Annotated in this window: 23 protein-coding genes; 5 read left to right on the top strand and 18 right to left on the bottom strand. The window is 39.3% G+C overall.

The window, feature by feature from the left end; genetic code table 11:
* Nucleotides 1-75: 75 nt before the first annotated feature.
* Complete coding sequence (locus BCM40_RS11550; protein ID WP_008431406.1) at nt 76-384, bottom strand: metal-sulfur cluster assembly factor; 309 nt, start codon at nt 382-384, stop codon at nt 76-78.
* A 67-nt stretch (nt 385-451) separates the two neighbouring features.
* The gene (locus BCM40_RS11555) at nt 452-1,219 is read right to left on the bottom strand and encodes a prolyl oligopeptidase family serine peptidase (protein ID WP_065525792.1); all 768 of its coding nucleotides are present in this window, start codon (nt 1,217-1,219) and stop codon (nt 452-454) included.
* 160 nt (nt 1,220-1,379) lie between these two features.
* On the opposite strand from BCM40_RS11555, the gene BCM40_RS11560 reads away from it, so the two are divergent.
* The 3 genes from BCM40_RS11560 to BCM40_RS11570 are packed head-to-tail and all read left to right on the top strand — an operon-like array spanning nt 1,380 to nt 4,411.
* Nucleotides 1,380-2,186, top strand: a complete 807-nt coding sequence (locus BCM40_RS11560) for a Cof-type HAD-IIB family hydrolase (protein WP_065525791.1) — start codon at nt 1,380-1,382, stop codon at nt 2,184-2,186.
* A 21-nt stretch (nt 2,187-2,207) separates the two neighbouring features.
* Complete coding sequence (locus BCM40_RS11565) at nt 2,208-3,059, top strand: DegV family protein (RefSeq protein WP_065525790.1); 852 nt, start codon at nt 2,208-2,210, stop codon at nt 3,057-3,059.
* Nucleotides 3,060-3,073: 14 nt separating this feature from the next.
* A complete protein-coding gene (locus BCM40_RS11570) occupies nt 3,074-4,411 on the top strand; it encodes a CoA-disulfide reductase (RefSeq protein ID WP_065525789.1) in 1,338 nt (445 codons plus the stop codon).
* A gap of 39 nt (nt 4,412-4,450) precedes the next feature.
* Here the strand turns inward: BCM40_RS11570 and BCM40_RS11575 are convergent, their stop codons facing one another.
* The 7 genes from BCM40_RS11575 to BCM40_RS11605 all read right to left on the bottom strand — a co-directional run bounded on the left by BCM40_RS11575 (nt 4,451) and on the right by BCM40_RS11605 (nt 16,425).
* On the bottom strand, nt 4,451-5,911 hold the full coding sequence (locus BCM40_RS11575) for an alpha-amylase family glycosyl hydrolase (protein ID WP_065525788.1): 1,461 nt from the start codon (nt 5,909-5,911) through the stop codon (nt 4,451-4,453).
* Between the two features lie 175 nt (nt 5,912-6,086).
* Nucleotides 6,087-6,458, bottom strand: a complete 372-nt coding sequence (locus tag BCM40_RS11580; protein WP_065525787.1) for a YisL family protein — start codon at nt 6,456-6,458, stop codon at nt 6,087-6,089.
* Between the two features lie 68 nt (nt 6,459-6,526).
* Entirely contained in the window at nt 6,527-7,426 is a 900-nt protein-coding gene (locus BCM40_RS11585; RefSeq protein ID WP_065525786.1) for a fumarylacetoacetate hydrolase family protein, read from the bottom strand.
* A gap of 43 nt (nt 7,427-7,469) precedes the next feature.
* Nucleotides 7,470-8,648, bottom strand: coding sequence for a DUF418 domain-containing protein (locus BCM40_RS11590; RefSeq protein ID WP_065525785.1), 1,179 nt, complete (start codon nt 8,646-8,648; stop codon nt 7,470-7,472).
* A 10-nt stretch (nt 8,649-8,658) separates the two neighbouring features.
* Nucleotides 8,659-12,267 carry a helicase-exonuclease AddAB subunit AddA gene (gene addA, locus BCM40_RS11595; RefSeq protein WP_065525784.1) on the bottom strand — a complete coding sequence of 1,203 codons (3,609 nt, stop codon included), beginning with the start codon at nt 12,265-12,267 and terminating at the stop codon, nt 8,659-8,661.
* Entirely contained in the window at nt 12,245-15,721 is a 3,477-nt protein-coding gene (gene addB, locus BCM40_RS11600; RefSeq protein WP_065525783.1) for a helicase-exonuclease AddAB subunit AddB, read from the bottom strand. The genes addA and addB overlap by 23 nt, the downstream gene beginning before the upstream one ends.
* 77 nt (nt 15,722-15,798) lie before the next feature.
* Complete coding sequence (locus tag BCM40_RS11605; protein ID WP_065525782.1) at nt 15,799-16,425, bottom strand: TVP38/TMEM64 family protein; 627 nt, start codon at nt 16,423-16,425, stop codon at nt 15,799-15,801.
* 139 nt (nt 16,426-16,564) lie between these two features.
* Between BCM40_RS11605 and BCM40_RS11610 the strand changes: the two genes are divergently transcribed.
* Nucleotides 16,565-17,260, top strand: a complete 696-nt coding sequence (locus tag BCM40_RS11610; protein ID WP_065525781.1) for an AzlC family ABC transporter permease — start codon at nt 16,565-16,567, stop codon at nt 17,258-17,260.
* Complete coding sequence (locus BCM40_RS11615; RefSeq protein ID WP_065525780.1) at nt 17,257-17,562, top strand: AzlD domain-containing protein; 306 nt, start codon at nt 17,257-17,259, stop codon at nt 17,560-17,562. The genes BCM40_RS11610 and BCM40_RS11615 overlap by 4 nt, the downstream gene beginning before the upstream one ends.
* Nucleotides 17,563-17,583: 21 nt before the next feature.
* Here the strand turns inward: BCM40_RS11615 and BCM40_RS11620 are convergent, their stop codons facing one another.
* The 9 genes from BCM40_RS11620 to prfB all read right to left on the bottom strand — a co-directional run bounded on the left by BCM40_RS11620 (nt 17,584) and on the right by prfB (nt 25,293).
* On the bottom strand, nt 17,584-17,841 hold the full coding sequence (locus tag BCM40_RS11620; RefSeq protein WP_065525779.1) for a CsbA family protein: 258 nt from the start codon (nt 17,839-17,841) through the stop codon (nt 17,584-17,586).
* A gap of 12 nt (nt 17,842-17,853) precedes the next feature.
* On the bottom strand, nt 17,854-19,005 hold the full coding sequence (locus tag BCM40_RS11625; protein ID WP_065525778.1) for a PDZ domain-containing protein: 1,152 nt from the start codon (nt 19,003-19,005) through the stop codon (nt 17,854-17,856).
* 90 nt (nt 19,006-19,095) lie between these two features.
* Nucleotides 19,096-20,202, bottom strand: coding sequence for a trans-sulfuration enzyme family protein (locus BCM40_RS11630; RefSeq protein ID WP_065525777.1), 1,107 nt, complete (start codon nt 20,200-20,202; stop codon nt 19,096-19,098).
* A gap of 11 nt (nt 20,203-20,213) precedes the next feature.
* Nucleotides 20,214-20,792, bottom strand: a complete 579-nt coding sequence (locus BCM40_RS11635) for a peroxiredoxin family protein (protein ID WP_065525776.1) — start codon at nt 20,790-20,792, stop codon at nt 20,214-20,216.
* Between the two features lie 143 nt (nt 20,793-20,935).
* Nucleotides 20,936-21,820 (bottom strand): permease-like cell division protein FtsX, encoded by an 885-nt coding sequence (gene ftsX, locus BCM40_RS11640; RefSeq protein WP_065525775.1) that lies wholly within the window; start codon nt 21,818-21,820, stop codon nt 20,936-20,938.
* Entirely contained in the window at nt 21,810-22,496 is a 687-nt protein-coding gene (gene ftsE / locus BCM40_RS11645; RefSeq protein ID WP_065525774.1) for a cell division ATP-binding protein FtsE, read from the bottom strand. Before ftsE ends, ftsX begins: the two co-directional genes overlap by 11 nt.
* A 266-nt stretch (nt 22,497-22,762) precedes the next feature.
* Nucleotides 22,763-23,101, bottom strand: a complete 339-nt coding sequence (gene cccB, locus BCM40_RS11650) for a cytochrome c551 (protein ID WP_065525773.1) — start codon at nt 23,099-23,101, stop codon at nt 22,763-22,765.
* 51 nt (nt 23,102-23,152) lie between these two features.
* Complete coding sequence (locus tag BCM40_RS11655) at nt 23,153-23,983, bottom strand: YitT family protein (protein ID WP_420330059.1); 831 nt, start codon at nt 23,981-23,983, stop codon at nt 23,153-23,155.
* Nucleotides 23,984-24,191: 208 nt separating this feature from the next.
* Nucleotides 24,192-25,293, bottom strand: a protein-coding gene (gene prfB / locus BCM40_RS11660) for a peptide chain release factor 2 (protein WP_156851291.1) whose coding sequence is annotated in 2 segments (ribosomal slippage) — nt 24,192-25,220 and nt 25,222-25,293 — 1,101 coding nt in all. Because the reading frame shifts where the segments join, the coding sequence is not laid out codon by codon here.
* Nucleotides 25,294-25,302 lie beyond the last annotated feature (9 nt).

The following is a 25,302-nucleotide window of genomic DNA, read 5'->3' on the forward strand; positions in this document are numbered from 1 at the left end:
TTTAACCCTTAATACGGAAAATGAATCCATAAAAAAATCTCACTGGAATAAATTCCAGTGAGATTTTTTTATTGCTTATCGAACGCCAAGTGCCATTTTAGCATAGCGTGACATATGTTCTTTGCCCCATACTGGCTGCCATACGATTTTTACATCGACTTCTTCTACTTCTGGTAGCTCATATAATGCGGTTTTTACCATTTGTACGATTTGAGGTCCCATTGGGCATCCCATTGACGTTAATGTCATCGTAACTACTGCAAAGCCGTCTTCAGACAACATTACATCATAAATAAGCCCTAAATTGACGATGTCAATTCCTAATTCGGGATCGATTACAGTTTCTAATGCACCCATCATGCTATCTTTCATATCTTGATCCATTCAAAATCCCTCCCTTTACTATTACAACCATCTTAACAAATTTCATCTGAAAATGGAATTGACACGATTACTCGGCTAAATGCTTAACAAACCAATCGGTTGCCTCAAGCATACCAGCTCGACTTACTGCGTGTCCTGCTTCTCGTTCACGACGAAAGACAATTTTTTCTGGTACAGTCTCGTATTGTTTTTTAAGTTCTTTAAACAAGCGATATGTTGGCTCAAAAGGGACAGTAACATCTTGTTCGCCATGCCAAAAATAAATTGGACGGTTATTAAATTTTGATTGATGCTTAACACTATCAAACATCGCTAAAGTCGTAAGCATCTTTTCTCTTTCTTCTTCACTAATTGGCAATTGGAAGCCTCTCGATTCGTATTGCGACATTTGGGCTTGAGCCAACTCCACATAATTTCCTGCACCCATCATAACTGCAGCTGCTTGAATCCATGGATAAACTGTCATAGCTCCCATTGTAGTAATGCCACCCATCGATGTGCCACCTACTCCTACTTCTCCTACTACTAAGTTTTGCTTATGTAACTCTTCGTGTAAAAAGGCCAATTCTTCGATTGAAGTTAGCACAATTTCCCAAAATCGCAAACTAATTTGAACATCATCTAACCCTTCGCTTCGTTCTCCATGAAGATGAGCATCTGGCAAAATGACTCGGAGTCCCTTTTCAGCTAATTGATAGGCGTAGTGCAAATTATGCTCTTTTGCACTCATATGCCCATGAAAAAAAACAACCGTTGGCAATGCAGATTGCTCGTCTTGGTCTGGCGTGATATGAAGCAACGGGATATGCCCCCAAATTTGTCGTTGTACCTTCAATTTGACTCACTTCCTTCTCTTCCAATCGTACCAATCTTCCAGTTATCCAGCAAACCCCAATTCTTCGCCCTTAAATAAACGCCAAAATTGCCAATTTTTTTGACGTACCCCTTGCTCTATCGCTACACTAGTAAGAGATAGAAAGGAGACGGCTATTTATATGAAGAAACATTTAATCGTTCTAGATTTAGATGGAACCTTATTAACAGATGAAAAGATCATCTCAACTAAAACAAAACTCACTTTAAATAAAGCAATGGAAGCAGGACACGAGGTGATGATTGCTACCGGTAGACCATACCGCTCAAGTGAAACTTATTATAATGAATTGGGGTTAACAACGCCAATCGTTAATTTTAACGGTGCGTTTGTTCATCACCCTACTGATCAGCACTGGGGCATGCATCATACACCAATCGATTTAGGTGTTGTTCACGAAGTGGTAGAGTCTATGTACAATTATAACTTCCATAACATTGTTGCCGAGGTGTTGGATGATGTGTATGTCCATCAACATGACGAACAACTTATGGACATCTTCAGATTTGGAGATCCATCCATTACAACGGGCGATTTGCGTAACTACTTGAAAACTGATCCAACTTCTATTTTAATCCACGCCCCGTATGAACGCGTACAGGAAATTCATGACCACTTGTCTTCCGTTCACGCTGAAGTTATTGACCACCGTCGTTGGGGAGCTCCTTGGCATGTGATCGAAATTGTAAAAAGCGGTATGAGTAAGGCTGTAGGGTTAGATCGCGTTTCAAAATCTCTTGGCATTGACAGAGAAAACATCATCGCTTTTGGCGATGAAGATAATGATTTAGAGATGATTGATTTTGCAGGCGTTGGTGTCGCTATGGGGAACGCCATTTCGCCTTTAAAAAATATTGCCAATGAAATCACTTTAACTAATAATGAAGATGGCATTGCTGAATTATTAATCGACCGGTTGAAGCTGTAACTATTAAAAGGAGGTTTGGTTATGAGGTTATTTGCTGATAGCGCATCTGATTTACCAAAAGAATTTTTTGAAAACGAAGACGTAGTTTTATTTCCATTGCGCGTACATATCGGAGAACAAGATTATGAAGATATTCGCGGGATTCAATCTATTAAAGTATTTGATGCAATTCGTGCTGGCAATCATCCTAAAACGTCGCAAGTGTCACCTGAAGAAATGCTTAAGGCCTTTGAACAACTAGCCATCGCAAATGAGGAAGGTTTTTATATTGCGTTCTCATCTGAGTTGTCAGGTACTTATAGCACAGCGGTAATGGTAGCAGACCAAGTACGTGAAGATTACCCAGATTTAAAACTGACAATACTCGATTCTAAAGCGGCTTCACTTGGATACGGTTTGTTAGTAAAAGAAGCTGTAAAACTGCGCACTGCCGGTCATTCTCTTGAAACGATTCTAGAGAAAGTTCGTTTTATGGCTGACCATTTAGAAAGTCTCTTTACCGTGGAAGATTTGGACTATATGGCTAAAGGCGGTCGAATTTCCAAAGGCAGCGCATTTGTTGGTGGATTATTAAACATCAAACCATTGCTTCATGTAGAAGAAGGAAGACTAGTGCCTATTGAGAAATTGCGTGGACGTAAAAAAGTTGTTAAACGCATGATTGAATTGATGCAAGAACGTGGTAGCCAATTAGATCAACAAACCATTGCCATTAGTCATGGCGATGACGAGGAATTTGCTACCATCTTGAAACAGGAAATCAAGCAACACTTTAACCCTAAAGATATTGAAGTTCATATGATTGGTTCTGTTATTGCTGCACATACTGGACCGGGCACATTGGCTTTATTTTTCCTTAATAAGATCGAATAGGAGCTGATTAGACGGTGAAAAAAATAGTCATTATAGGTGCTGTCGGCGGAGGCGCAACAGCTGCGGGTCAACTTCGATTTTACAATCCGGATGTCCAAGTAGTTGTTTTTGACCGAGATTCAACGATGTCCTATGCAGCATGCGGAACGCCCTATGTCATTGGGGATGTAATCGAAGACGAACAGTCAATTGTTTTAACAAATCCAGAGAAGTTTAAGAAAAAACGCGATATCGATGTTAAGTTAAGACACGAAGTGAAAGAAATCGATAGAGATGCTAAAAAAGTTATTGTGCACAATTTGGAAACCGGAGAACAATTCGAAGAATCATATGATGCTTTAATATTAGCGCCTGGTGGTTCTGCTATAATGCCTAAAATCGAGGGAATCCATTCTTCTAAAGTATTTACTTTACGTAATTTTGAAGACATGCAACGGATTGACCGTTTTATCAAAAACGAAAAACCAAAAAGTTGCGTTGTATCAGGTGGTGGATTTATCGGGCTTGAAATGGCAGAAAACCTAAAAAACCTCGGATTGGACGTATCGCTCGTTCATCGATCACCTGCTATTATGTCTATTTTAGACACTGATATTTCGCTAATGATTGAAAAAGAATTGGCTCTACAAGACGTAAAACTACTTACTGGTACAGAGATGATAAAAACCGAAGGCAAAACAATTACATTATCGAATGGCATTGAGTTGCAGGCTGACTTTATTATTATGAGTGTCGGGTTGAGACCTAACACTGAACTGGCTGTAAAAGCTGGGTTAAAAATTGGGGAGACCGGTGGAATTCAAACCAATGAATTTATGCAAACAGATGACCCTTCGATTTATGCGATTGGCGATGCTTCTGAAAACTTTGATATGGTGACGGGAGATCCAAAAAGAGTACCACTCGCTTCTCCTGCCCATCGACAAGCATTTATTGCGGCACGCCACATCTTAGGAGATAAAATAGCGAAAAAAGGATTACTTGGAACTTCTGTCTTAAAGATTTTTTCATTAACTGCTGCTATGACGGGATTAAATGAAAAAACGATCAAAGACAAAAAGTTAGAATCGGCTACAATTACGCATCATGGCATTTCAAATGCTGGCTATTATCCCGACCATTCTAAAATCACGTTAAAAGTACATTATAATCCACATACGAGAAAAATTTTAGGTGCTCAATGTATCGGTGGAAAAGGCGTCGATAAACGTATCGATGTTATCGTCACAGCTATATACGGGGGCTTAACGATTGATGATTTGCAGGCGTTAGAGCTTTGCTATGCGCCTCCTTATTCATCACCAAAAGATCCAATTAATATGGTTGGCTATAAAGCCATTAACGATCAATAAAAAACAGGAAGAAAAAGCAGTTTGCTTTTTCTTCCTGTTTTATGTTTGGTCAGTTGTTTTTTGTTTTGCGGCATCTGCTTTACGTTGTTTGCCTTTTCTCCACACAACCCAGAGGAAAAGCATAAACACGACATACATAATAGCTAATGTTGCGATATAAGCTGCGTTAAGTTTTGTTTCTTCTGTGACATGAAAAACCTCCGCAATTTCACGGTCTTGCGTCACACGATACTCTCCGTCATCTTCTTGTCGAACAATATCACTTTCAAACAAGCCTCGCAATTGCTGATTTTGGCCAACCACATCAGCTGACAAGTTAATGGTTTTAGTCGCTGAAGAATTGTTAATAGCGATAACCCATGCTTCTTCATCATTTGAACGTTTGTAAACGAGCCAGCCGTCTTCATCATGCAAAACTTCTATTTTTCCCGTTCGTAAAGCTTCTGATGAATTACGCAAAGAGGTTAAATTCGTAATATGGTCAACCAATTCTTTGTCTACAGCCATATTTAAAATTTGATGCGATTCAGAAGGCGTTACGCCATTCATTGCTGATTCTGATCCGTATTGAATTACTGGAATTCCTGGCATTGTTAGTAATTGCGTTAACAACAATTTCCAACGTGTGGGCGGAAACCCCTTTTCATTTACAATGTCTGACGTAAAACGAGAACCTAACAATGAATCTACTTGGATCAGCTGATTTTCACTTTGCTTCATAATCGTCTTAATCCCAGTCAAATCTTGGTCGAAACTTTTATACGCCGAACGCAATGTTTCTTCGATACCAGGAATAACAACAGCATCAAATCCAGCTGTTTCTTCCATCTCCCGATCACTTAAAATATAACTCGGATGAATGTCTTTCATCGCTTTCGAAAAATCACGTACAAATTGCGGGTTTACTTTATCTGCATCTTGCAGTCGGAAACCATCCACTTCATATGTTTCATTGAATTCTGTGAATATGGTGATTAATGCTTGTTGAACTTCTGAATTTGAAGTGTCTAACGCTAAACTGCCATCCTCATTTTCTGTAAACCATTGAGGGTTTTCATCTGCCCACACATGATTGGTACTTACTTGTTGAGTTGGAATATCTACAATCACTTTCATATCCTGATCATGAATTTCTTCTACCAATGTTTGAAATTCTTCTTTTGTGCCAAAGTGACGCTCAAACTCTGTATAGTCCAACACTTTCTTTCCATCGTACGTTTCCGTTGAAAATACTGAGCCTATTGAAAGAGCCGTAAAGCCCATGTCTTTTACAAACAAAAGTTCACTAGCCATCCCATCAAAATCGCCCCCGTTAAAAGCTGTAGGGTCTAATGCATTTACTTCATAATCATTATCGATTTTTTTGTTAAAATAACGGTCGACTAATACATCATAAATAAGTTCATCTTTTAATTCATACTCTTTTTCCGCGTATGCTGGTTGAACAATTGCCAACAGCAACACTGTTGTGATTACGCTTGAAATCCATTTTGCTTTCAATCTGATATCCTCCTTCAATGAGGTCGCCCTTGCGTTCTACCCGGTTCATTTTATCAAACTCCTGCTTTTACTGCCATGTAAAGTTAAGGTTTTCCCAGCAACTTGCTTGAGTTTCGTCTAAACTGTGAAAATTGACAAAGAAAAAGACAGGTGCGCGTTGCACCTGCCTGCTTGCTTAAAAGAAATCCATCCCCACCGGTAACATGAATCCGATAAACATTGTTGCAAATAAGAAAACTGCAAACAATGCCCAGAACATCGTAACCGATTTTTGTTTTTTCGAACGAACTAAGACCATCTCCATCATTCCAATAGTCAATACGCCTAATAAGAACTTAATGCCATAAAGCATAGGGTCAGCAGAAGACCATTCGATAAATAATGTTAAGCCCGTAATGATGATTAAGACATAGAACAATCTTAATACCATATGCACAATCTTCCGTCCTTTGCTATCGCGTTGCATAAATGCTGCAACTAAGAACAAAATGACAGAAACAACCCATGTCGTAATGTGTAAATGTGTAGTGTCTGTTAAAATACTCAAGATCTCACCTCTTCTAATAATGTCCTCTCTAGTTTAGCACAACTGGGACAGTTAAAAGGGCTATAACCCTATGACAAATGTGTGACGAGCGTGCCGATTGACTCAATCGATACTTTTACTGTATCGCCTGCTTTTAAAAACTTCGGCGGAGTGAAACCTTTGCCGACTCCAGCAGGTGTACCCGTAAGCAAAATATCGCCTGGTTCTAATGCTACATATTTTGATACTTCTGCAATCAGTTCATCGACGCGACGAATCATGTTTTCGGTATTGCCATTTTGACGGATTTCATCATTTACTTTTGTGACTATAGACAAATTTTGTGATTGTGGAATTTCGTCTTTTGTGACAATGTATGGACCTACTGGGCATGAACCAGCCAAGCTTTTTCCAAGGAAATATTGCTGATGCTTTGCCTGTAAATCGCGCGCCGTCAAATCATTGGCAATCGTATAACCAAACACATAATCATAAGCCATTTGTTTTGGTATTTTATGACCCGCTTTTCCGATGACAACAGCCAATTCACCTTCGTAGTCATACGAGTCGGTCACATCGCTATGAACAGAAACCGTTTCACCATCTGCGGAGATGCTAGTAGAAGCTTTTGTGAAAACCACTAAATCGGTAGGTGCTTCGCCGCCCATTTCTTTCGCATGATCTGCGTAATTTTTGCCAATTGCAATAATATTTTTTGGTGTTTTTGAAATTGGAGCTAACCATTCAATTTCTGCAAATGAGTGTTTGAATTCTTCAGAGCGGTCAGATTGGACAGCGGCTTCCGTCAATTTACGAATTTGTTCGACAAACTCCATTCCTTGTGGAATTCCTTCTATTAATTGTGTAGGGAACGCTGGCAAGACCTCTAATTGCTGTTGAATCGCAACTAAATCCCAAACAGCTTCTTCCTTTTTAACTTTTGGTCCGAATCCTTCTTTTCCTTCGTAGCGAAATGATAACAGCTTCATTCGTCAAACACTCCTTTTCTGTGATTGAATTCATTATACACATTCAGGGTTTTGAATTGTTAGTTTTTTCGAAATTATTTCCGTAAGTCCACTTTCTCCAGAGAATTTCGAGTGGGCCACGCGAAAATTTTTCAAACCAAAGTTCTGCAAATATTATCTGCACGACAAAAATACCAAAAGCAATCAAAGACCCTGTTAACAAATCAACTTTTCCATATAAACCTAATCCATACGAATAAAAAATAAAGGTAGCTAAAATCGATTGGGTTATATAAGTCGTTAATGACATGCGACCTACTTTAGCAATTGGTGAAAACAATTTTTGCAACCGTTGATTTTGAACCGTTAATGCTATTACCGCTGCATAACCGATTGCTACAAGTGGCCCCCCGAATATATCTTGTAAATAAACAAAAGCGTAGTTTGTGCCAAATACATAAGGTGTACTTTTTAATACTAGACCAATTAACAACGGAATAATCGCTAACACGATCCAAAGAGTTTGTTTTTCCTTTGTGCGTTCGATTAGGCGCCATTTTGCTGCTGCTGCTCCAAACATAAGAAAAGGCAGAATGGTAAAAATCAAGAACACATAGCGAACTAAATTGTTGCTATAAGACCAATCAGCCAATCGCTGACTGAAAATCTCTGCAAAGTTTCCCGTTTGATAGGATTGAATCGAACTTTCAATTTCCATATACCCTACATAAGTATTCGGATCTGCCGTTGCTGCGATAAACAAAATCGCTTGCATTAACAAGTGAGGCACCATATAAATGACTGCGCCAAAACTCATAAGCCAACTAGAAGGCAATCGTATCAAACCGATTAATAAAAAGCCCATTACTGCATAAGTGATTAAAATATCACCATACCAAATAAGAAAAGCGTGAATTACGCCAAATAACAAGAGTACCGTCAGTCGCTTGAATGCAAGTGGCATAAAAGGTCGTCCTATAGCTTCTGCCCGCATATACTGCATAGCTAAACCGTAGCCAAACAACATCGCAAACAAAGGATAGAAACTAGCCTGGATGAAAATATCAATCACCAAATAGATCTCTTCATTAACACTCCCGTTAAACCATTTGTAAGGGTCGATATAGGATAGAGGTGAATGGAAAGCCAGCATATTAATAAGTAAGATACCTAAAAGCGAAAATCCTCTCATCAAGTCAATCGCTTTTATTCGTTCATTGGTGGAAACCGGCTGTAAGTTCAAAATAATCCTCCTAAATATTCACTTCTTGATTAGCTGCAAACAAGTACAGCAAACGTTCTTTGACTGATATTTTCAATATCGATTCAACCGCTTCTTGATAGACAGTTAACTGAACACTATATCGTTCCGACATTTCGTTTTTCACGTCACTAATCTGTGTTACGCGATCCGTTTTGTAATCTAGCAACACCCAGCCGTCTTCTTCTTCAAACAAACAATCAACAATCCCTTGGATAATTTGATGGTCCCCATCTGCATCTTTTTTTGCATAAGTAAAAGGCACTTCTTTTTTTATGTTTGTTGCAGCTCTAAGACGTGCAGCTGTTTTACTTGCATAAAAACGTTCAAGTTCTTCTATTTTGACCGCTTTGCCCTCATCTGAGGACAAAATCTCCATGCCAACTAATGTTTCGATAAACTCTTTTATTTCGTTGCTAGTTAATGTACGATCCAACGGAATATGTTGCATCACTGCATGGACTGCGGTCCCAATATCAGCTCCGGATAAACGTTTGTCCATCATGAAATTGGGGCGGTGTAGCAACATTTTCCGTTCGGGCTTTACTGTCTGAATAAAGGACTCCGGCTCATCAAGACGTTGCAACATTTGCAATCGCTTCATTTCAGTTACAGACTGTTTCGAGCGTTTTTCAACAGCTTGCTGATGAGGATATTGATAATTAAAACGATCATTGACTTGTTGTTGGTAATCATCCGACAACTCATCTTCTTTAAGCAATTCTTCCATATTTACTATTGCGGGAAGCAGCGATTGAGACTCGACGATATCAATGTGAAAACGAGACGTGTGATCAAGAAAATGTCCCGTTACATTCAGTTGCTTTTCTGCATCGGGGTGTCTTGCTACAGCTGGACCTATCCAGTCTAAATACCCTTTTGCACGAGACCGCATAAAATCTGGTAAACGCACATCATTTGTCGCCATTTTCCATTTCTCTAAAAGCTTTTCGATATCTTTTACAGAAGCCGTTAAATACAGCCTTTCTTTTGCTCGTGTCATTGCTACATATAAAACGCGCATTTCTTCTGCTTTCATCTGCAATTGTTTCATCTCTCGAACAGCTAGAAATGGCAGTGATGTGTATTCGATTCGGGTATCAGGATTTACCGCTTTAACAGCCAAGCCGTAATCTTGATCAAACAAATAAGATTTTTTAAAATCCATCTCATTAAAAGCTCGGCCCGTGCCTGCAAAAAAGACCACTGGAAACTCGAGACCTTTTGACTTGTGTACCGTCATGAGACGCACGACATTTTCTTTTTCACTAAGTGATTTAGCTGTTCCTAAATCATCGCCACGTTCTCGCATCCGGTCGATAAAACGAAGAAAACGGAACAATCCACGAAAAGAAGTTTTTTCATATTCGAGTGCACGGTCATGTAACGCGCGCAAATTAGCTTTTCGTTGTTTGCCATTTGTCATAGCACCAACCATTTCATAATAATTGGTATCCAAATAAACTTGCCAAATCAGTTCTGCTAGTGAACCTCGACGCGCCAAATTCCGCCAACCTTCTAACTGCAGGACAAACCGGCGCAGTTTTTCAGCCGCAGCTGGATCTATTCCTGTTCCTGCACGCATAAAAGTTTTGACTGCTTCATAAAAAGAAGCTTGAGGTGCTGCTAAACGAATTTCGGCCAATTCATTTTCCTTCAATCCAATAAACGGTGCACGTAAAACTGAAGCGAGCGGAATGTCTTGGTAAGGGTTATCTATAACGCGTAGCGTATTCAGCATAATCATCACTTCAAGCGCTTCAAAATAGCCACCTGTCAATTCCGCATACAATGGAATTCCAGCCATTTTAAATTCATCCACAAAGTCTCCTGACCATGTCATCGAACGCATTAAAACAACAATATCCCGATATTCAAGCGGTCGTTGTTTTTGTGACCACGGATCATTCACCATTGTTTCACTTTCCATCAATTCGGTAATTTTTTTAGTGATAAATCGTGCTTCCCATTGTGACTTTGCCAAATCCTCGTCTTCTGATTCTTCTTCAGTTTCTGGTTCATGGATTAATGTCAATTCAATCGGAGTTTGTTGTTCTGGATAAGGCGCTTTCGCTTTTAATGCAGCCGCTTCATCATAGTCAATTTCTCCAACTCGTTCTCCCATGATTTGCGAAAAAATATAGTTGGTGCCATCTAAAATTTCTTTGCGACTTCTGAAATTCGCATTTAAATCAATACGCAACCCAGTGTTTTCAGCATCGTGTCTAAACCGTGAATATTTCCCTAGAAATAACATAGGTTCAGCAAGGCGGAAACGATAAATCGATTGTTTCACATCGCCCACCATAAATAAGTTGCCGTTTTGTTCATCGCCTGATTTTACTAAGTTAAGGATTGTCTCTTGCAAAAGGTTGGTATCTTGATATTCATCTACTAAAACTTCTTTAAAGCGATCTTGATATTCTTTTGCAATAGGTGAAGGTTTGCCTTCTATCATTAAGATTTCTAGAGCATAATGCTCTAAATCGGAAAAATCAACTAATGCTCGATCAATTTTAAGTGCTTTGTATTGATCCGCAAAAAGCTGCGTCAATTCGACTAAAGTTTTCATCAACGGTGCCATTTCTCTCATCTCTTCTAATAAGCGCTTTGGTGAACGAGTAAAATAAGCGTCAAACAATCCACTAACAATTTTCTTCACATCATTGCGCCGCGCTTTTGCTTCTTCAGCTAAAACTGGATCACAAGAATCTTTGCGAATACTTGCAGCTTTTTCCCATTTAAATGATTTTGAGAAAGCATATAAGCTCTCCCATGAATTTTCCAATGCTGCAATTGCCGTTCGGATTACTTCAGTATCGGTTCTGAACGTGCTTTCTAGTACGACAGGTCCTTCTGGGGCATGAGCTATTTGAAGGCCTTGATCAGCTAATTGCAGCGCTTCTTCTAAAGCGTGACGTATCGTTAGTTTTAAGTCGTCGATAAATGGTAATTCGTCAATTGTGGCATCTGTTGGGACATTGTATAAATTAAGTACTTGTTGCAACCATTCTTGTGGATTCGGGTGCACGCGCGAATAATCATATAGCTTGCTTAATAACACTTCCATCGCTTGATCACTGCGATCCGAAGTGAAACTATCTGCCAAACGGTAAACTGCATCTGCTCCTTCACCTTCGTATGCTGATTCAAGCACTGCTTCTAAGACATCATCCCGCAAAAGAGCGGCTTCTGTATCTCCTGCAATTCTAAAGCCTGGGTCAATTTCAAGCAAATACGCGTATTGTTTGACGACTTGTAAACAAAACGAATGCAGCGTAGAAATTTGAGCTTTGTTGATTAAACGTAATTGTTTACGTAAATGTGTCGATTCCGGATTATCTGCAACCGCTTTTTCTAATGCATTTGACATTCGGTGGCGCATTTCAGCAGCCGAAGCATTAGTAAACGTAACAACTAATAATTCATCGACAGAGATTGGATCGTCTTCAGCTAATACTTTTTCTATCATACGGTTGATTAGCACAGCTGTTTTGCCTGATCCTGCTGCTGCTGATACCAACATATCTTGTCCTTTTGCCCATATAGCCATCCATTGTTCATCAGTCCAAGTAGCATCAATTGGTTTTTTCGGTATCATTTGCAGCGGTCTCCTTTCTGATCAATTCCACAGCTTTATCCGGAGATAAAGGGGTTAGTTTTCGGTAGCTTTGGTCTGGGTCTGCTGGGTCGAATTGGCACACTGAGCGATAAGAGCAAAATTGACAAGGTGTATCTTCTTTCATCTTATAGGGCGTAATACTTGTATCGCCTTCTAAGATGCCATTTCCTGCATTTTGATGCTTGTTTCGTACAAAGCGGCGGACAGCTTGCATATCGTCTTTCATCACTGTTTTGGATTGAGATGCAGACACCGTACCACTTTTGTTAAGTCTTACCGGAATGACATTAGAATAACCATCAATTTGGTTATCCATTGCTTCAATCACTTCGGGATCTTCAACGACTAAACCATTCATCTTAAAGGATTTTGCCATTTCTTCATCTAATTCTTCAGCTGTCAGCAATTTCGTCAGCTTTAACATCGGATTGTGCATATGAAAATACAGCACACCAGCTGGTTCTGCTTCTTCACCTAACCAACGTTCAGAATGGGTTAACGCCACATCTAAATACGTAAAGGTTTGCAAAGAAAGACCGTGATAAACGTTGCTTAGATCAAGCCCTTGTTTAGAAGATTTGTAATCGACAATACGCAAATAAGGTTTGCCCTGAATTTCAGTAGAATCGATTCGATCAATACGACCTCGCACGTTCATCTTGCGTCCTCGATCTAAAGAAATTTCCAGAGGCGGAATCGTCTCTTTTGGTCCAAATCCAACTTCTAGTGCAATCGGTACAAACCCCGAAACTTTAGCATGCTTGCTGAGCATATACGCGGTTTGGCGAATAATACCTTCTAGTTTATGTTGTATATAGCGATAGCGATGCGAACTGATTAAGATATGATTAACGAAATAAGGAGAAAGTTGATCGATCGCTTCTTTCGCTAAGTTACGGCATTGAGTTTGGGTTAGCGAAGACCATGATACCCCTAATCGTAACACTTCATCTGATATCCATTTAATCGCCGCATGGAAAAGATCCCCCATTGCAGGAGCTGCTAATTTGTATTGGCTTCTTTCTTCGAGACGTAAACCATAAGCTACATAATGTGCAAATGGACAGCCATAATACGTTTCTACCCTAGATACGCTAGAAGAGATAGGTGTTCCATACAACGGTTCTGCAATAGCCTCACGAAGAGGATCTGCTTTATTTGGTTTGATTGGCGATAAGATGCGTTTAATAATAGAAGACCAAAACGGATCGTCCTCATAATAGTGATAAACCGCACGCCACTCTGCTGATAATTCACCACCGCGTATTTGCGAAGTTAAGTATGCTAAACTCGCTCTCGGATGCGAAATGTAATCCATAGCCGATGCATCCACAAGTTCTTCCGGATCAATAACTGCCGGAATTGTTTCAATTGCCAACATATCTTTTAATTTTTGAATATAAAGAGAAGGCAACAAGGCTTTTCCTTCTTCATCTGCGATTGGAAACGAAACAGTTAATAAATCAGACGCTGATGTAAAAGCACGATATACCATATAGGTCTCGTCCATTAAACGCATTTTCGAAGTAGGCGCCAACTCAAAGCCAATTTGAGCAAACCATTCACGGTCTGTGTCTGTTAATAACCCTTCCTGCTCGATACGCTTTGGCAAGACACCGTCATTAGCTCCGACAACAAAAACCGACTTTATATCCATTAAACGAGCCAAATCGATTTTTGATACCATCACTTGATCTAACGAAGGCGGAATACGTGAAAACTCTAACGTCTCAAATCCTTCGTCTAAAATTTTTACAGCTGTTGGCAAATCCACTTTTTTGTCGCCAAACATTAATACAAATTGATCTAATACGCCAACCCATTGGTTCCAAGCCTGCTCGTGCTCTGTTGCGGCTAGTAAGCGATGTTCACTTTCTTCTCGTTCTCGTATATCTTGAATTTTTGCATAGACATCCATTTTTTCTATAAAAAGAAACAACGACTCTGCTATATCTCGCCCTGTTTTACTCAGTTTTAGTTGTTCTTTTAACTGGGCTAAAGGTTCTCTTATTAAATCACGTACTGCATGAAGCTCTACTTGTGCCGCTAGTTCTTCATCTGTTTGTATCGATGTATGAAATTCCAAGCCGCGGTATTTTTTATAAAACCAACGTTTTTCATCAAACCAACGTTCACCGTAAATTCCATTGGCAATAACAAAATTCTCTAGTAAATCGCTTCTTTCCCGCCATTTTGTAGCAGGACCTTGCGGAAAGAATAAATCTGTTTTGACAGCTCGAAAAATTGCTTCATAGGAATAATTAGAAACCACTGATTCAAGAACCGAACGACTAAATTCAATTAATGGATGATGAAGCATGGACTTTTTCTGACTAATAAAATACGGAATTTCGTATTGTGGGAAAATGGTATTGATCAATTCATCATAAATTTCAGGTTGTCTGTAGAGAATAGCAATTTCATTGTAACGAAAGCCATTTCTTACTTGTTCTCTTATTGCTCGGGCTACTGCATGCATTTCAGCTCTTCTATTTGATGCTTCCACTAAAGAGACAGCGTTCTTCCCTTGTATTTTCCTTGTTGGGAAATCATCAAAATGACGTTCAATATGTTCAAGCTCTGGATTCATAAAACGACGCGGCAAAGCTAAGTGAACCGAATTTTCAATTTCGATTCCCTCTTTTGCAGCTTGTTCAGTTAACCTGCGTGCGGTATTAGCAGACTGATAGAATAAAGTTTGCTCGTCATTTGGATCGGTTTGGTTATCCATTGGCAATGCTATGGTTACTGATTTCGCTTGCTTCATTAATTCAAAAAGAATTTCATATTCTCTTGCTGTAAATGTAACAAAACCATCGATGTAAATTGTCGACGATTTGATCAACTCAGAATGGGGGATTTTCTCGCTTAGTAGCGCTAAATGACCTTCAGAATCCACAAACACTTTTCCTAAACGGTCTTCAATTTCTGTCAGGATTAACTCCAGGTCCCCTGCTTTGTCGAGCAAAGTTTTTGGTGCCCCCGCCTCACTTAATGAAGAACGGATGGCATTTAATTCTCCACAATCTACACAATAACGTGCAAATTCTTTCACCAATTGCTCGATTTGATCGGTAAATCCTCTTTTGCCTGCAGCTCTTCGAAATAATTGGAATTCCTCTCGATGATCTTCGAGCAGGCTTCGAATTAACATTCGGTAACCAAAAGTATCTACTTCTCTCCTACTTATCCCACCAACTTCTTGAAGTACCCGCCAAGCCAATCGCTTAAATGTTACTGCTTGTGCGCGAATCATGCCATTCATATTGTATGCCGCAGCTAGTCGATATTCAGTAGAAAAAGACATTTGGTCCGGTACGATAAGGAATATCGGATCCCCATCTGCTTGTCGCTTTAACTCATCTACGATTTCTTCTTGAACAAAACGAGTTTTCCCCGCTCCTGCCCTGCCATAAACAATGCGTAATGACACATGATCACTCCTCCACTAAGAACATTTGTTCTTATTATACAATTTTCTACTTTTATATGCTAATAACACCTTTGAAATTATTTCTTTCTTTTGCGTTCTTCACCGGCCAAACGGAAGTCTTCTTCTACTTTTTTGTGTAAACGATTCTCAAAAATTTTCCCGATTACATACAATAGAACAATAACTAAAATAACAATTGCTGTTCGAATCGGTTGTGTAAAAAGCGCACGCAAATCGTATCCGACAAAAGAAATCGTAAATACCATTACCAGTTTCCCTGCCATTACTGTTAACAAATAATAATATTTACGAATATTTGATAAGCCCGCAACTAAGTTTACAAGAGCGGACGGAGTAAAAGGCAAGCAAAGCAATAAAAATAATGGGCCAAAGCCATTTCGCTCTACCCAATGAATCAGCTTCTGGACTTTGTCATGACGTGTCATGAAGTTCATAAATCGGGCTCTGCCATATTTACGTACTAGTAAAAATACAGCGTATGCGCCAACTACTGATCCGCCCCAAGAAAGTAAAAATCCTAACCATAACCCGTATGCCGTTGCATTGGCAAAAACAAATACAAATAAAGGCAAGAAGGGTAAAAAAGCTTCGATAAAGGGCAAGAGGAATCCGATCAACGGACCAAAAGCCTTGTAGGATTGTGTCAACTCAACAATATTTTCCATTGAAAAAAAATCCGTCATAAGCTCAGTCCTTTGAATTGTTTAATTTTTCTATATTCCATACCAAACTAAAAAGTTTTTGTGATATGCTATTATAATTACTTTACACTCTTTCAAAGAGTTTGGAAAAGGAAATACTTATACATAAGGAGCGAAAAGAATGAACGGACGTGAGTTTTCTGCCGGATTAAAGGCAGGAACCAGCATTGCAATCGGTTATTTCCCTATAGCATTAACCTTTGGCTTGCTAGCAAAAACGACTGGCCTCTCTTTACTCGAAGCTACAGCCATGAGTATTTTTGTTTTTGCAGGTGCCGCACAGTATATTGCATTGTCACTAATTACGGCTGGTGTAGCACCTATTGTCATTGTTTTAAATACATTTGTTGTCAATATTCGGCATTTTCTTATGACTGCTTCCCTCAATGAAAAAATGGTGCCGGATGCCAGATGGAAAAAAGCTTTATATGCTTTTGGAATAACCGATGAAACGTTCTCTGTTTTGGCTACACAAAAAGACCATAAACTCACCACCACTTTTGCTGCTGGCGTAATTATTATTGCTTATGGGAGCTGGGTCGTATTTACATCGATTGGACATTTGATTGGAGCAAATCTTCCCCAGTTTCTTCAAGCTGCCATGTCTGTTGCGCTTTATGCGATGTTCATAGGCTTATTGGTTCCATCGATGCGCGGCAATCGTAAAGTTGTCAGTTTGGCTCTAATTGCCGGAGTGATCAATTCTCTTTTTTACTTCACAGAATGGTTGTCAACTGGTTGGGCCATCATGGTGTCTACTTTAGCATCGGCCGTTTTCATTGAATGGATTTCTAGGAAAGGTGGGAGAAAATCATGAGTTCTTGGTATTGGTGGATGATCCTTGGTATGGCGATGGTAACGTATATCCCGCGTGCTATTCCGCTGACATTTTTAGAAGGGCGAGAGTTGCCTGAAGCGGTTCAAAGCGTATTACGCAATATTCCTTATGCCGTATTAGGCGCGTTAATTTTTCCTGCAGTCTTTTTTATTCAAGAAAATATTTGGTTTGGGGTAGTGGGTGCTGCTGCTGCATTTGTTATTGCGATCGCTGGAGCGAATGTAATGATTGTCGTTTTAGGTTCGATTGCTGTACTTGCCATCTTTAGTGGATTTTTTTAAAAATAGACACAAAAAAAGCCGTTACTCATTTTCATGAGCTTCGGCTTTTTTTCTACGATTAAACATTTTTGTCGAATACCAAAATCCTGCTGTAAGAGAAGCTGCATTTGCGACAAATAATAACCAAGTATGGGTATATCCTGCATAAACAGCGGCTGCCATTAAAGCAACGGTCAAAATTAATGCGACGATATGATTAAATGTGACTCTTGTAAACAAGATGACGAGTAATCCTGGTACTAAAAGAGACAGGACAAATTTTGTTACCATTGATTCCATTAATTTAGCTCCTTAATTGACCACTAATAGTCCGAGACGGTGGTGATCATGACGGAAAATAACATGTTGACGTAAACGCACTTCCAAATTATGATCCAGTACTTCTAAACGACAATGAGCAGCATTTACTTGAATCGCTTCATACAATTCAGATTCATTCGCAATGGCAATACCGTTTACTTTGCGAATTACTTCGCCACGCAATAAGCCCATTTTGTCGGCAGGAGATCCTGGTAAAACATCCACAATCATAACACCTTGCGGTTGAGGAGTTACTGCATAATTACCGCTGCGCTCTTTTAAGGCGAAGTGAACAGCAATCACTATACGGCCAATTACTCCACCCACTAATGCAACAGCTGCTAGTGGCTGCCACAATAATGCAGCTAAACCTACAACAACAATGCTGACTCCTAACGTAGTAACAGCTTTTCCAACTACTGGGTAAAGGTAAACTGGTAAAGTACGTTGTGAACGACCTACAAATCCGAAGACGACAGGGAACAGGATTAACGAAAAGTTCGATTCACCAATCGGCAGCTGTGGCCAGTACGGCGCATACGAATCTAGTAACGAACCTGGCACCACCAACAAGATCGGCAATAGCCATAAACGTTTTGAAATATAAGCTGCGGCTTTTAGGCCACGTCCTGATTTATGTAACCGAGGAGAGCCCGCTTGTGCTGCTGCTTTATCAATCATTTTACCTTCTACAAAAACTAATGCTCCTGCGATTAAGGCAACAGGGATCAACCATTGATAAGCAATTTCTGTTCCTTCGAATGTAACTAATCCAAAATTCAAGGTCCAGTTATTGGCATAAAACAACCAGCTAAGTCCTACAGCCGCTGTAGCCAAATAAATAAATGACCCCGCTTGATAAAAAGTCGTTGCCATAAACAACACGGAAACGATGCTTAAAGCAATCAACCAATCCATGGGTACAACCAAGCCAATTCCTGCAAACAATATCGAAAGGCCAAGCGCATACAACCAAGCATCTTTGATCAAACGTTTAAACTCAGTCAATCCGTAAACAATACGAATTCTAAAAATTTTCCGTTCTTTTTTCACTCGATAATACCCTAACAACACTGCAGCAAGCAATGCAATGTATAACACGGGATTTACAAAAAACTTACCTATCGCTAACATTAAATCCATTATCACTTTACTTACACCATCCTATCACCGGCAATTGACGTTACTTCTCATTGTAACAAAGAAAACCGGCTTTCTGCATTTCTTTTTCAGTTAAACGAATGCGGCACCTAATTGTTTTAAAATATCCTCTGTTCCTTCAATCCCTGCTGACAGTCGAACTACTTGTCGCGTGACACCAACTTTTTCTTTTTCCTCTGCTGAAAGCGCTCTGTGAGAAGTTCCATATGGATAAGAAACGGTAGTTTCCACGCCCGCTAATGTTGGCACTATTTTAATCCACCCAAGTGATGAAAAGAATTTTGACACATCAACGGTTTTAGGCACTTCAAACGAGACAATAGCTCCGACGCCTGGATACCAAACACGTGCCTTATCTTCTAAAAATGTCGCAATTGCTTGTGCATTTTCAGTTTGTTTTTTCATTCGCAAAGCCAAAGTTTTAATCCCACGAATCGTTAACCATGCTTCAAATGGACTCAAATTCAATCCTAAATTCACCACTCGCTTTTCAGCAATAGCGATCAACTCCGTATCGCCAACCAAAACACCCGCTGTAACATCGCTGTGGCCACCAAGATACTTTGTTGCACTATGAGCAACTAAATCTGCTCCAAGCGTATAAGGAGTCATTGTGTATGGTGTAGCAAAAGTATTATCAATCATAATTCGAACTCCGTATTGTTTTTTCAATTCCAAAAGAGCTTCCATATTTTCAAGACGTAAAAATGGATTCGTAATCGACTCACTAAATACTAATTTCACTTCAGGAATGTCGATTAAAATTCGTTCAACTTCTGTGATATCCGAGAAATCAGCAAAATGAACTTCAATTCCCATTAATGTAAGTTCTTCTTTTAGCAGATGAAACGTTCCTCCATACACATCTTGAGCAGCTAGAACATGATCGCCTGCTTTTACAACCGATAAAATCCCAGCTAAAATCGCTGAAGTTCCCGAAGAGGCCGAAACCCCTTTTGGCGCTTTTTCCAAATCAGCTACAGTTTGCCCTAAAGCATCTGTATTCGGATTTGCTGTGCGTGAATACAAATAAGTCCCGTTCCCTTCATAATAGCCTTCAAGCTCTTCAAGAGACGAAAAAGAAAAAGCAGAAGTTTGGTAAAGCGGCATGACTTTCGATTGAATCGTCCGTTCTTTCATTGTTGCGGTATGTACTGATTTCGTTTCGATTGTTGTCATCTTTTCATCCCCTATTCCATTTCTTTAACTAGTTGCTCCATCATAGGCTCATCCATCGGTCCTACGATTTTGTTTTGAATGCGTCCTTTTGTATCGATCATGTACGTAGTTGGAATAGACACTGCTTGGTAAGTGGAACCTACAGCCCCTTTTTCATCCATCGGAATTGAAAACTCCAATTCAAATTCCTCAACAAAATTCTCTATATTTTTAAGTCCTTTGTCTTCAGTTGTTAGATTAACCGCTAAGATGACAACGTTCGCCTCTTCAGCTTGTTCTTCAAAATAAGTTTGCATGTGAGGCATTTCTGCTCGGCATGGTGGACACCATGTCGCCCAAAAATTCAATATTACTTTTTTCCCTTGATAATCTGATAAGGTCACTACTTCCCCATCTAGAGTTGTTAATTGAAAATCCGGCGCTTTTTCGCCTTTTGCCAATCCTTCTTCAGTTGGCAAAAAGTCTACATCACTGCCAAGAGCCATATTAGTGAGCACTTCAGATTCTGATGTGTTGTTTTTAACGGCACCTATTATGACAATTGCTATCATAACAGCAAGTATTACTAAGCCGATAATCTTCTTGGGCATCTGTTTCCACTCCATTCAACTTTTATCATACGATAAATCGGATAGTTTATTCCACTAAGTTTATTTAAAAATGTGACAGTCTAGATAGAAATGAAAAAACAGCCGACACTTTTATGTCGACTGCTCTAAACTTTAAAGCTACATTATACACGTAAAAATTTTCTGATGGACATAAAGCTTCCCCATACGCCGATAAATACACCCATCAATAAAATCAAGGCACTTACTTGATAGATAAATGGAGCATAATCTAACAACTGAATCAGTTCTCCACTCAAACGAGGTTGTGCAAATTCAGTGATTTTTTTATACAATAACGCCACAAGACCGATTGGAATAAGAGATCCCAATATCCCAAGCCACATGCCTTCCAAAATAAATGGAATGCGAACAAACCAGTTGGTAGCACCAACTAATTTCATAATCTCGATTTCACGACGTCTAGCAACAATCGTGATACGAATTGTATTAGAGATTAAGAACATAGCTGTAAACAATAACGCTAAAATCAAAATGAGCCCTACGTTTCTTCCTGCATTCAAGAAGTTGAATAGTTTCTCAATTTTACCTTCACCGTATTTTACATTTTCGATATTTTCAAAAGTCGCAATTTCTTTAGCGACATTTTTAGTTTGCTGCGGATCTAATGCCTTTACGTAAAACACATCAAACAATGGATTACTTTGTTCAAATAAGCTTAGTTCTTCACCAAAATCAAGAACCAAGTCTGTTAATTCTTCTTCTTTTGTTGAAAAAGTTGTCGATTCAACACCTGGTATTTCGTTAATTTGCGTTTCTAAACCAGATACTGTTTCTTCACTTACATCTAATGAAACAAATACTTTGATTTCCACATCATTTTCGAGATCGTCGGCAACTTTGTTTAAGTTCATCATTATGAGAACAAATACCCCTACCAACAATAACGTTACTGTAACTGCACTGACAGATGCAAATGTCATCCAGCTATTACGGCCAATACTTTTAAAACTTTCCTTAATATGGCGTACTAATGTTCTAGGCTTCATAACCGTAATCACCTCCAACTACATCACGAACAATTAATCCGCCTTCGATTGCGATCACGCGATGTCTAAGCGTATTAACGATTTGTTGGTTGTGTGTTGCCATAATAATGGTTGTGCCTGCCTTATTGATACGCTCAAACAAATCCATAATATCCCATGCGGTTTCTGGATCTAGATTTCCTGTTGGCTCATCCGCAATCATCACTTTCGGCATATTTACAATAGACCGAGCGATCGATACGCGTTGTTGCTCACCACCGGATAATTCTGTCGGGAACATTTTCGCTTTATGTTTTAATCCGACCAAATCCAGCACTTCCATAACACGTCGTTTAATATCTGCTGGCTTTTCTTCAATTACTTCTAACGCAAATGCTACATTTTCGTAAACATTTAGCTTTGTTAGCAATTTAAAATCTTGAAAGACCACGCCCATTTGACGACGTAACATTGGAACTTTTCGATTTTTTAAAGTAGCGATGTCAATATCATCTACAAACATTTGACCAGAAGATGGTCGCTCTTCACGATACATCATTTTGATAAATGTCGATTTCCCTGCACCACTTGGTCCTACAATATATACAAATTCCCCTTGTTCGATTTCAACGTTAAGACCGTTCAAGGCGACAATTCCGTTCGGATACTTTTTGTAAACATTCTTCATCTGAATCATCTTTTATTACCCACCTAATATAAATTGGCTTTTGCCAAAATTATTTCCATTGATTTTTGCAGCACACCTATTATAACACCTTAACTCAAAATTTTTATTACATTTCTGTATCATTTAAAATTCAATTTGAATATACTGAACTAGATAATGATAACAAATTAAAGCTAATATTGTTCACGAAATTGACATATTAATACACTTAAAAGTTAAAAAAGTATTTATTTGCAGGAAAATTAACAAAAAAATAAACCTGCTAGTTTGCAGGTTTATTTCATGTTTGCTAAGTACTCCGCTACCGCGTCTGCTTCGTCACCTTCGATAATTCCAGCAGGCATCGCCCCTTGACCATTTTCAATGACCATACGAATCTCATCTTGTGATAAGCGAGATCCTACATCATTTAACGACGGGAAGTTGCCAGCACCTTCTAAGTTTTCACCGTGACAAGAAATACAATTTTGTTGAACCACTTGTTCCGCATCAATTTCAGTGGTTTCTCCTCCGTTATCCTCGGGTGTTGGTTCAGGTTCTGTCGTATCTTCTCCGCCGCAAGCGCCAAGTACAAGCGCTGCACCGAATAGAATCGTCATCAATTGCTTTTTCATTTGGTGACCTCCTCTAATATTTTATCTTATGTCTATTAGAGTATACCAAAGTTAAGGTCTTTTAAAACCTTCCCCCAACACTTCAGACGCATCCGACACGATAACAAATGCCGCAGGATCAATAAACTTAACCAATTGCTTGAGGCGTGAAAATTCTGTCTGAGGAATAACAACCATCAATAAAGGCTTTTCCGTTCCAGAATACCCTCCTGTTGCAGTCAATTCTGTAACGCCGCGATCAACTTCATCATAGATAGCATCCCGAATTTCTTTTTGTTTGTTTGTAATGATATAAACCAGTTTCGATTGACCAAAGCCGACTTGAACAAGATCGATCGTTTTAGTTGTAACGTATAAACCGATTAACGCATACAGTCCTTTTTCAATATCAAAAACCAATGCTGCGCTTAAAACGATAAAGCCATCAATCAATGCAACGCTTGTCCCTAACGTTAAGCCTGTAAACTTCGTGATGATTTGTGCGGCTAAATCTGTTCCGCCTGTTGATGCTTTCCCACGAAAGACGATGCCTAGTCCAAGACCGACCATAATCCCGCCGAATAAGGCACCAAGCAACGGATCACGCGTCCAAGGCTCCCACGATTCTGTTAGAAACACGACAAAAGGTAAAAACACTGTTCCTACCGCTGTTTTAATGCCGAAATTCTTACCAAGTAAAATTAAACCTGCAATGAATAGCGGAATATTAAATGCCCATTGGACAAATGCCGGTCTCCAGTCTAAAACGCTTTTTAATATCGTACTAATCCCACTAACGCCTCCAGAAGCAACTTCATTTGGCAATAGTAACACGTTAAAAGAAATAGCTACAATTGCTGAACCAATAATTACACTCGCATAGTCGATAAAGAGTGTCAGCATTGGATGCGGATCTCTACGAATCCGTCGATTTTTTTTCGTCATCTATTTTCTTCCTCTTTTCTTCTGTTGGACTAAACCCTGTCAGAGTATACCAAACACCTAGGACTTTGTGAACTTCATCGGGATAAAGCAAAAATTAAAAACGGCCCTAAAGCATATGCGCTTTTGGACCGCTTTGTTAAGCATAACTATACGTAACAGCTCTTGATTATTCCATTTTAGAGCGCAATAAAGAATTAATGAACCCATCAATATCGCCGTCCATAACTGCGCCTAAATTGCCTGTTTCAAAGTTGGTACGGTGATCTTTGACCATTGAATAAGGGTGGAATACATAAGAACGAATTTGACTTCCCCAACCAATTTCCTTTTGCTCGCCACGAATTTCAAGAAGACGTGCTTCTTCTTCTTCAATTTTCAATGCATATAATTTTGCTTTTAACATTTGCATTGCTTTCTCACGGTTTTTAATCTGTGAACGTTCCTGCTGACATGTAACAACTGCTCCTGTTGGTGCATGCGTAATTCGAACAGCAGAATCTGTCGTATTGATATGCTGTCCTCCCGCTCCACTTGCACGGTACGTATCAATTTTCAAATCTTCCGTACGAATATCGATTTCAATTTCTCCTGTGAATTCCGGCATTACTTCGCATGAAACAAATGAAGTATGACGGCGACCAGAAGAGTCGAAAGGTGAAATCCGAACCAAGCGGTGAACACCTTTTTCGGCTTTTAAATAGCCGTAGGCATTATGGCCACGAATTCCAAGCGTTACTGATTTAACTCCAGCTTCGTCTCCTGCTAAGTAATCCAAAGTTTCAACTTTGAATCCACGTTTTTCTGCCCAACGTGTATACATACGCAGCAACATCGAACACCAGTCTTGAGATTCTGTACCACCTGCGCCTGGATGTAATTCTAAAATTGCATTGTTTTTATCGTATGGTTCACTTAATAACATCGTTAGTTCATAATCGGCTAAATCCGAAATAAACTGCTTCATGTCTTTATCTACATCTTCATGCAAATCTTCGTCATCTTCTTCTCTCAACAACTCTAAAGACATTTCCATGTTTTCTTGTGTTTCCATAAAGCTATAGTAAGCATTAACAATTTCTTTTAATCCATTTAATTCTGAAATAACTGTTTGAGCGGTTTCTTGGTTGTTCCAAAAATCAGGATCAAGCATCATTTCGTCTAATTCTTGTATGCGAGACTCTTTGTTTTCTAAGTCAAAGAGACCCCCTAAAGTCCGCCAGTTTATTGGCTGATTTGTCGAGCTCGTTACGGATGTCTGCTAATTCCATCATATGTTC

The sequence above is a fragment of the Planococcus donghaensis genome, from assembly GCF_001687665.2.
GTDB lineage: Bacteria > Bacillota > Bacilli > Bacillales_A > Planococcaceae > Planococcus > Planococcus donghaensis.

Bases quoted from the DNA above. Each gene is read 5' to 3' on its own strand.
- BCM40_RS11655 (WP_420330059.1), bottom strand. From the start codon at position 23,983: ATGCTGACACTCTTTATCGACTATGCGAGTGTAATTATTGGTTCAGCA.
- BCM40_RS11565 (WP_065525790.1), top strand. From the start codon at position 2,208: ATGAGGTTATTTGCTGATAGCGCATCTGATTTACCAAAAGAATTTTTT.
- BCM40_RS11625 (WP_065525778.1), bottom strand. From the start codon at position 19,005: ATGGATTTAATGTTAGCGATAGGTAAGTTTTTTGTAAATCCCGTGTTA.
- ftsE (WP_065525774.1), bottom strand. From the start codon at position 22,496: ATGATTCAGATGAAGAATGTTTACAAAAAGTATCCGAACGGAATTGTC.
- addA (WP_065525784.1), bottom strand. From the start codon at position 12,267: ATGATACCGAAAAAACCAATTGATGCTACTTGGACTGATGAACAATGG.
- BCM40_RS11630 (WP_065525777.1), bottom strand. From the start codon at position 20,202: ATGACAACAATCGAAACGAAATCAGTACATACCGCAACAATGAAAGAA.
- BCM40_RS11620 (WP_065525779.1), bottom strand. From the start codon at position 17,841: ATGGAATCAATGGTAACAAAATTTGTCCTGTCTCTTTTAGTACCAGGA.
- BCM40_RS11635 (WP_065525776.1), bottom strand. From the start codon at position 20,792: ATGCCCAAGAAGATTATCGGCTTAGTAATACTTGCTGTTATGATAGCA.
- BCM40_RS11585 (WP_065525786.1), bottom strand. From the start codon at position 7,426: ATGAAGCTGTTATCATTTCGCTACGAAGGAAAAGAAGGATTCGGACCA.
- BCM40_RS11615 (WP_065525780.1), top strand. From the start codon at position 17,257: ATGAGTTCTTGGTATTGGTGGATGATCCTTGGTATGGCGATGGTAACG.
- cccB (WP_065525773.1), bottom strand. From the start codon at position 23,101: ATGAAAAAGCAATTGATGACGATTCTATTCGGTGCAGCGCTTGTACTT.
- BCM40_RS11610 (WP_065525781.1), top strand. From the start codon at position 16,565: ATGAACGGACGTGAGTTTTCTGCCGGATTAAAGGCAGGAACCAGCATT.
- BCM40_RS11560 (WP_065525791.1), top strand. From the start codon at position 1,380: ATGAAGAAACATTTAATCGTTCTAGATTTAGATGGAACCTTATTAACA.
- BCM40_RS11605 (WP_065525782.1), bottom strand. From the start codon at position 16,425: ATGACGGATTTTTTTTCAATGGAAAATATTGTTGAGTTGACACAATCC.
- ftsX (WP_065525775.1), bottom strand. From the start codon at position 21,820: ATGAAGCCTAGAACATTAGTACGCCATATTAAGGAAAGTTTTAAAAGT.
- BCM40_RS11550 (WP_008431406.1), bottom strand. From the start codon at position 384: ATGGATCAAGATATGAAAGATAGCATGATGGGTGCATTAGAAACTGTA.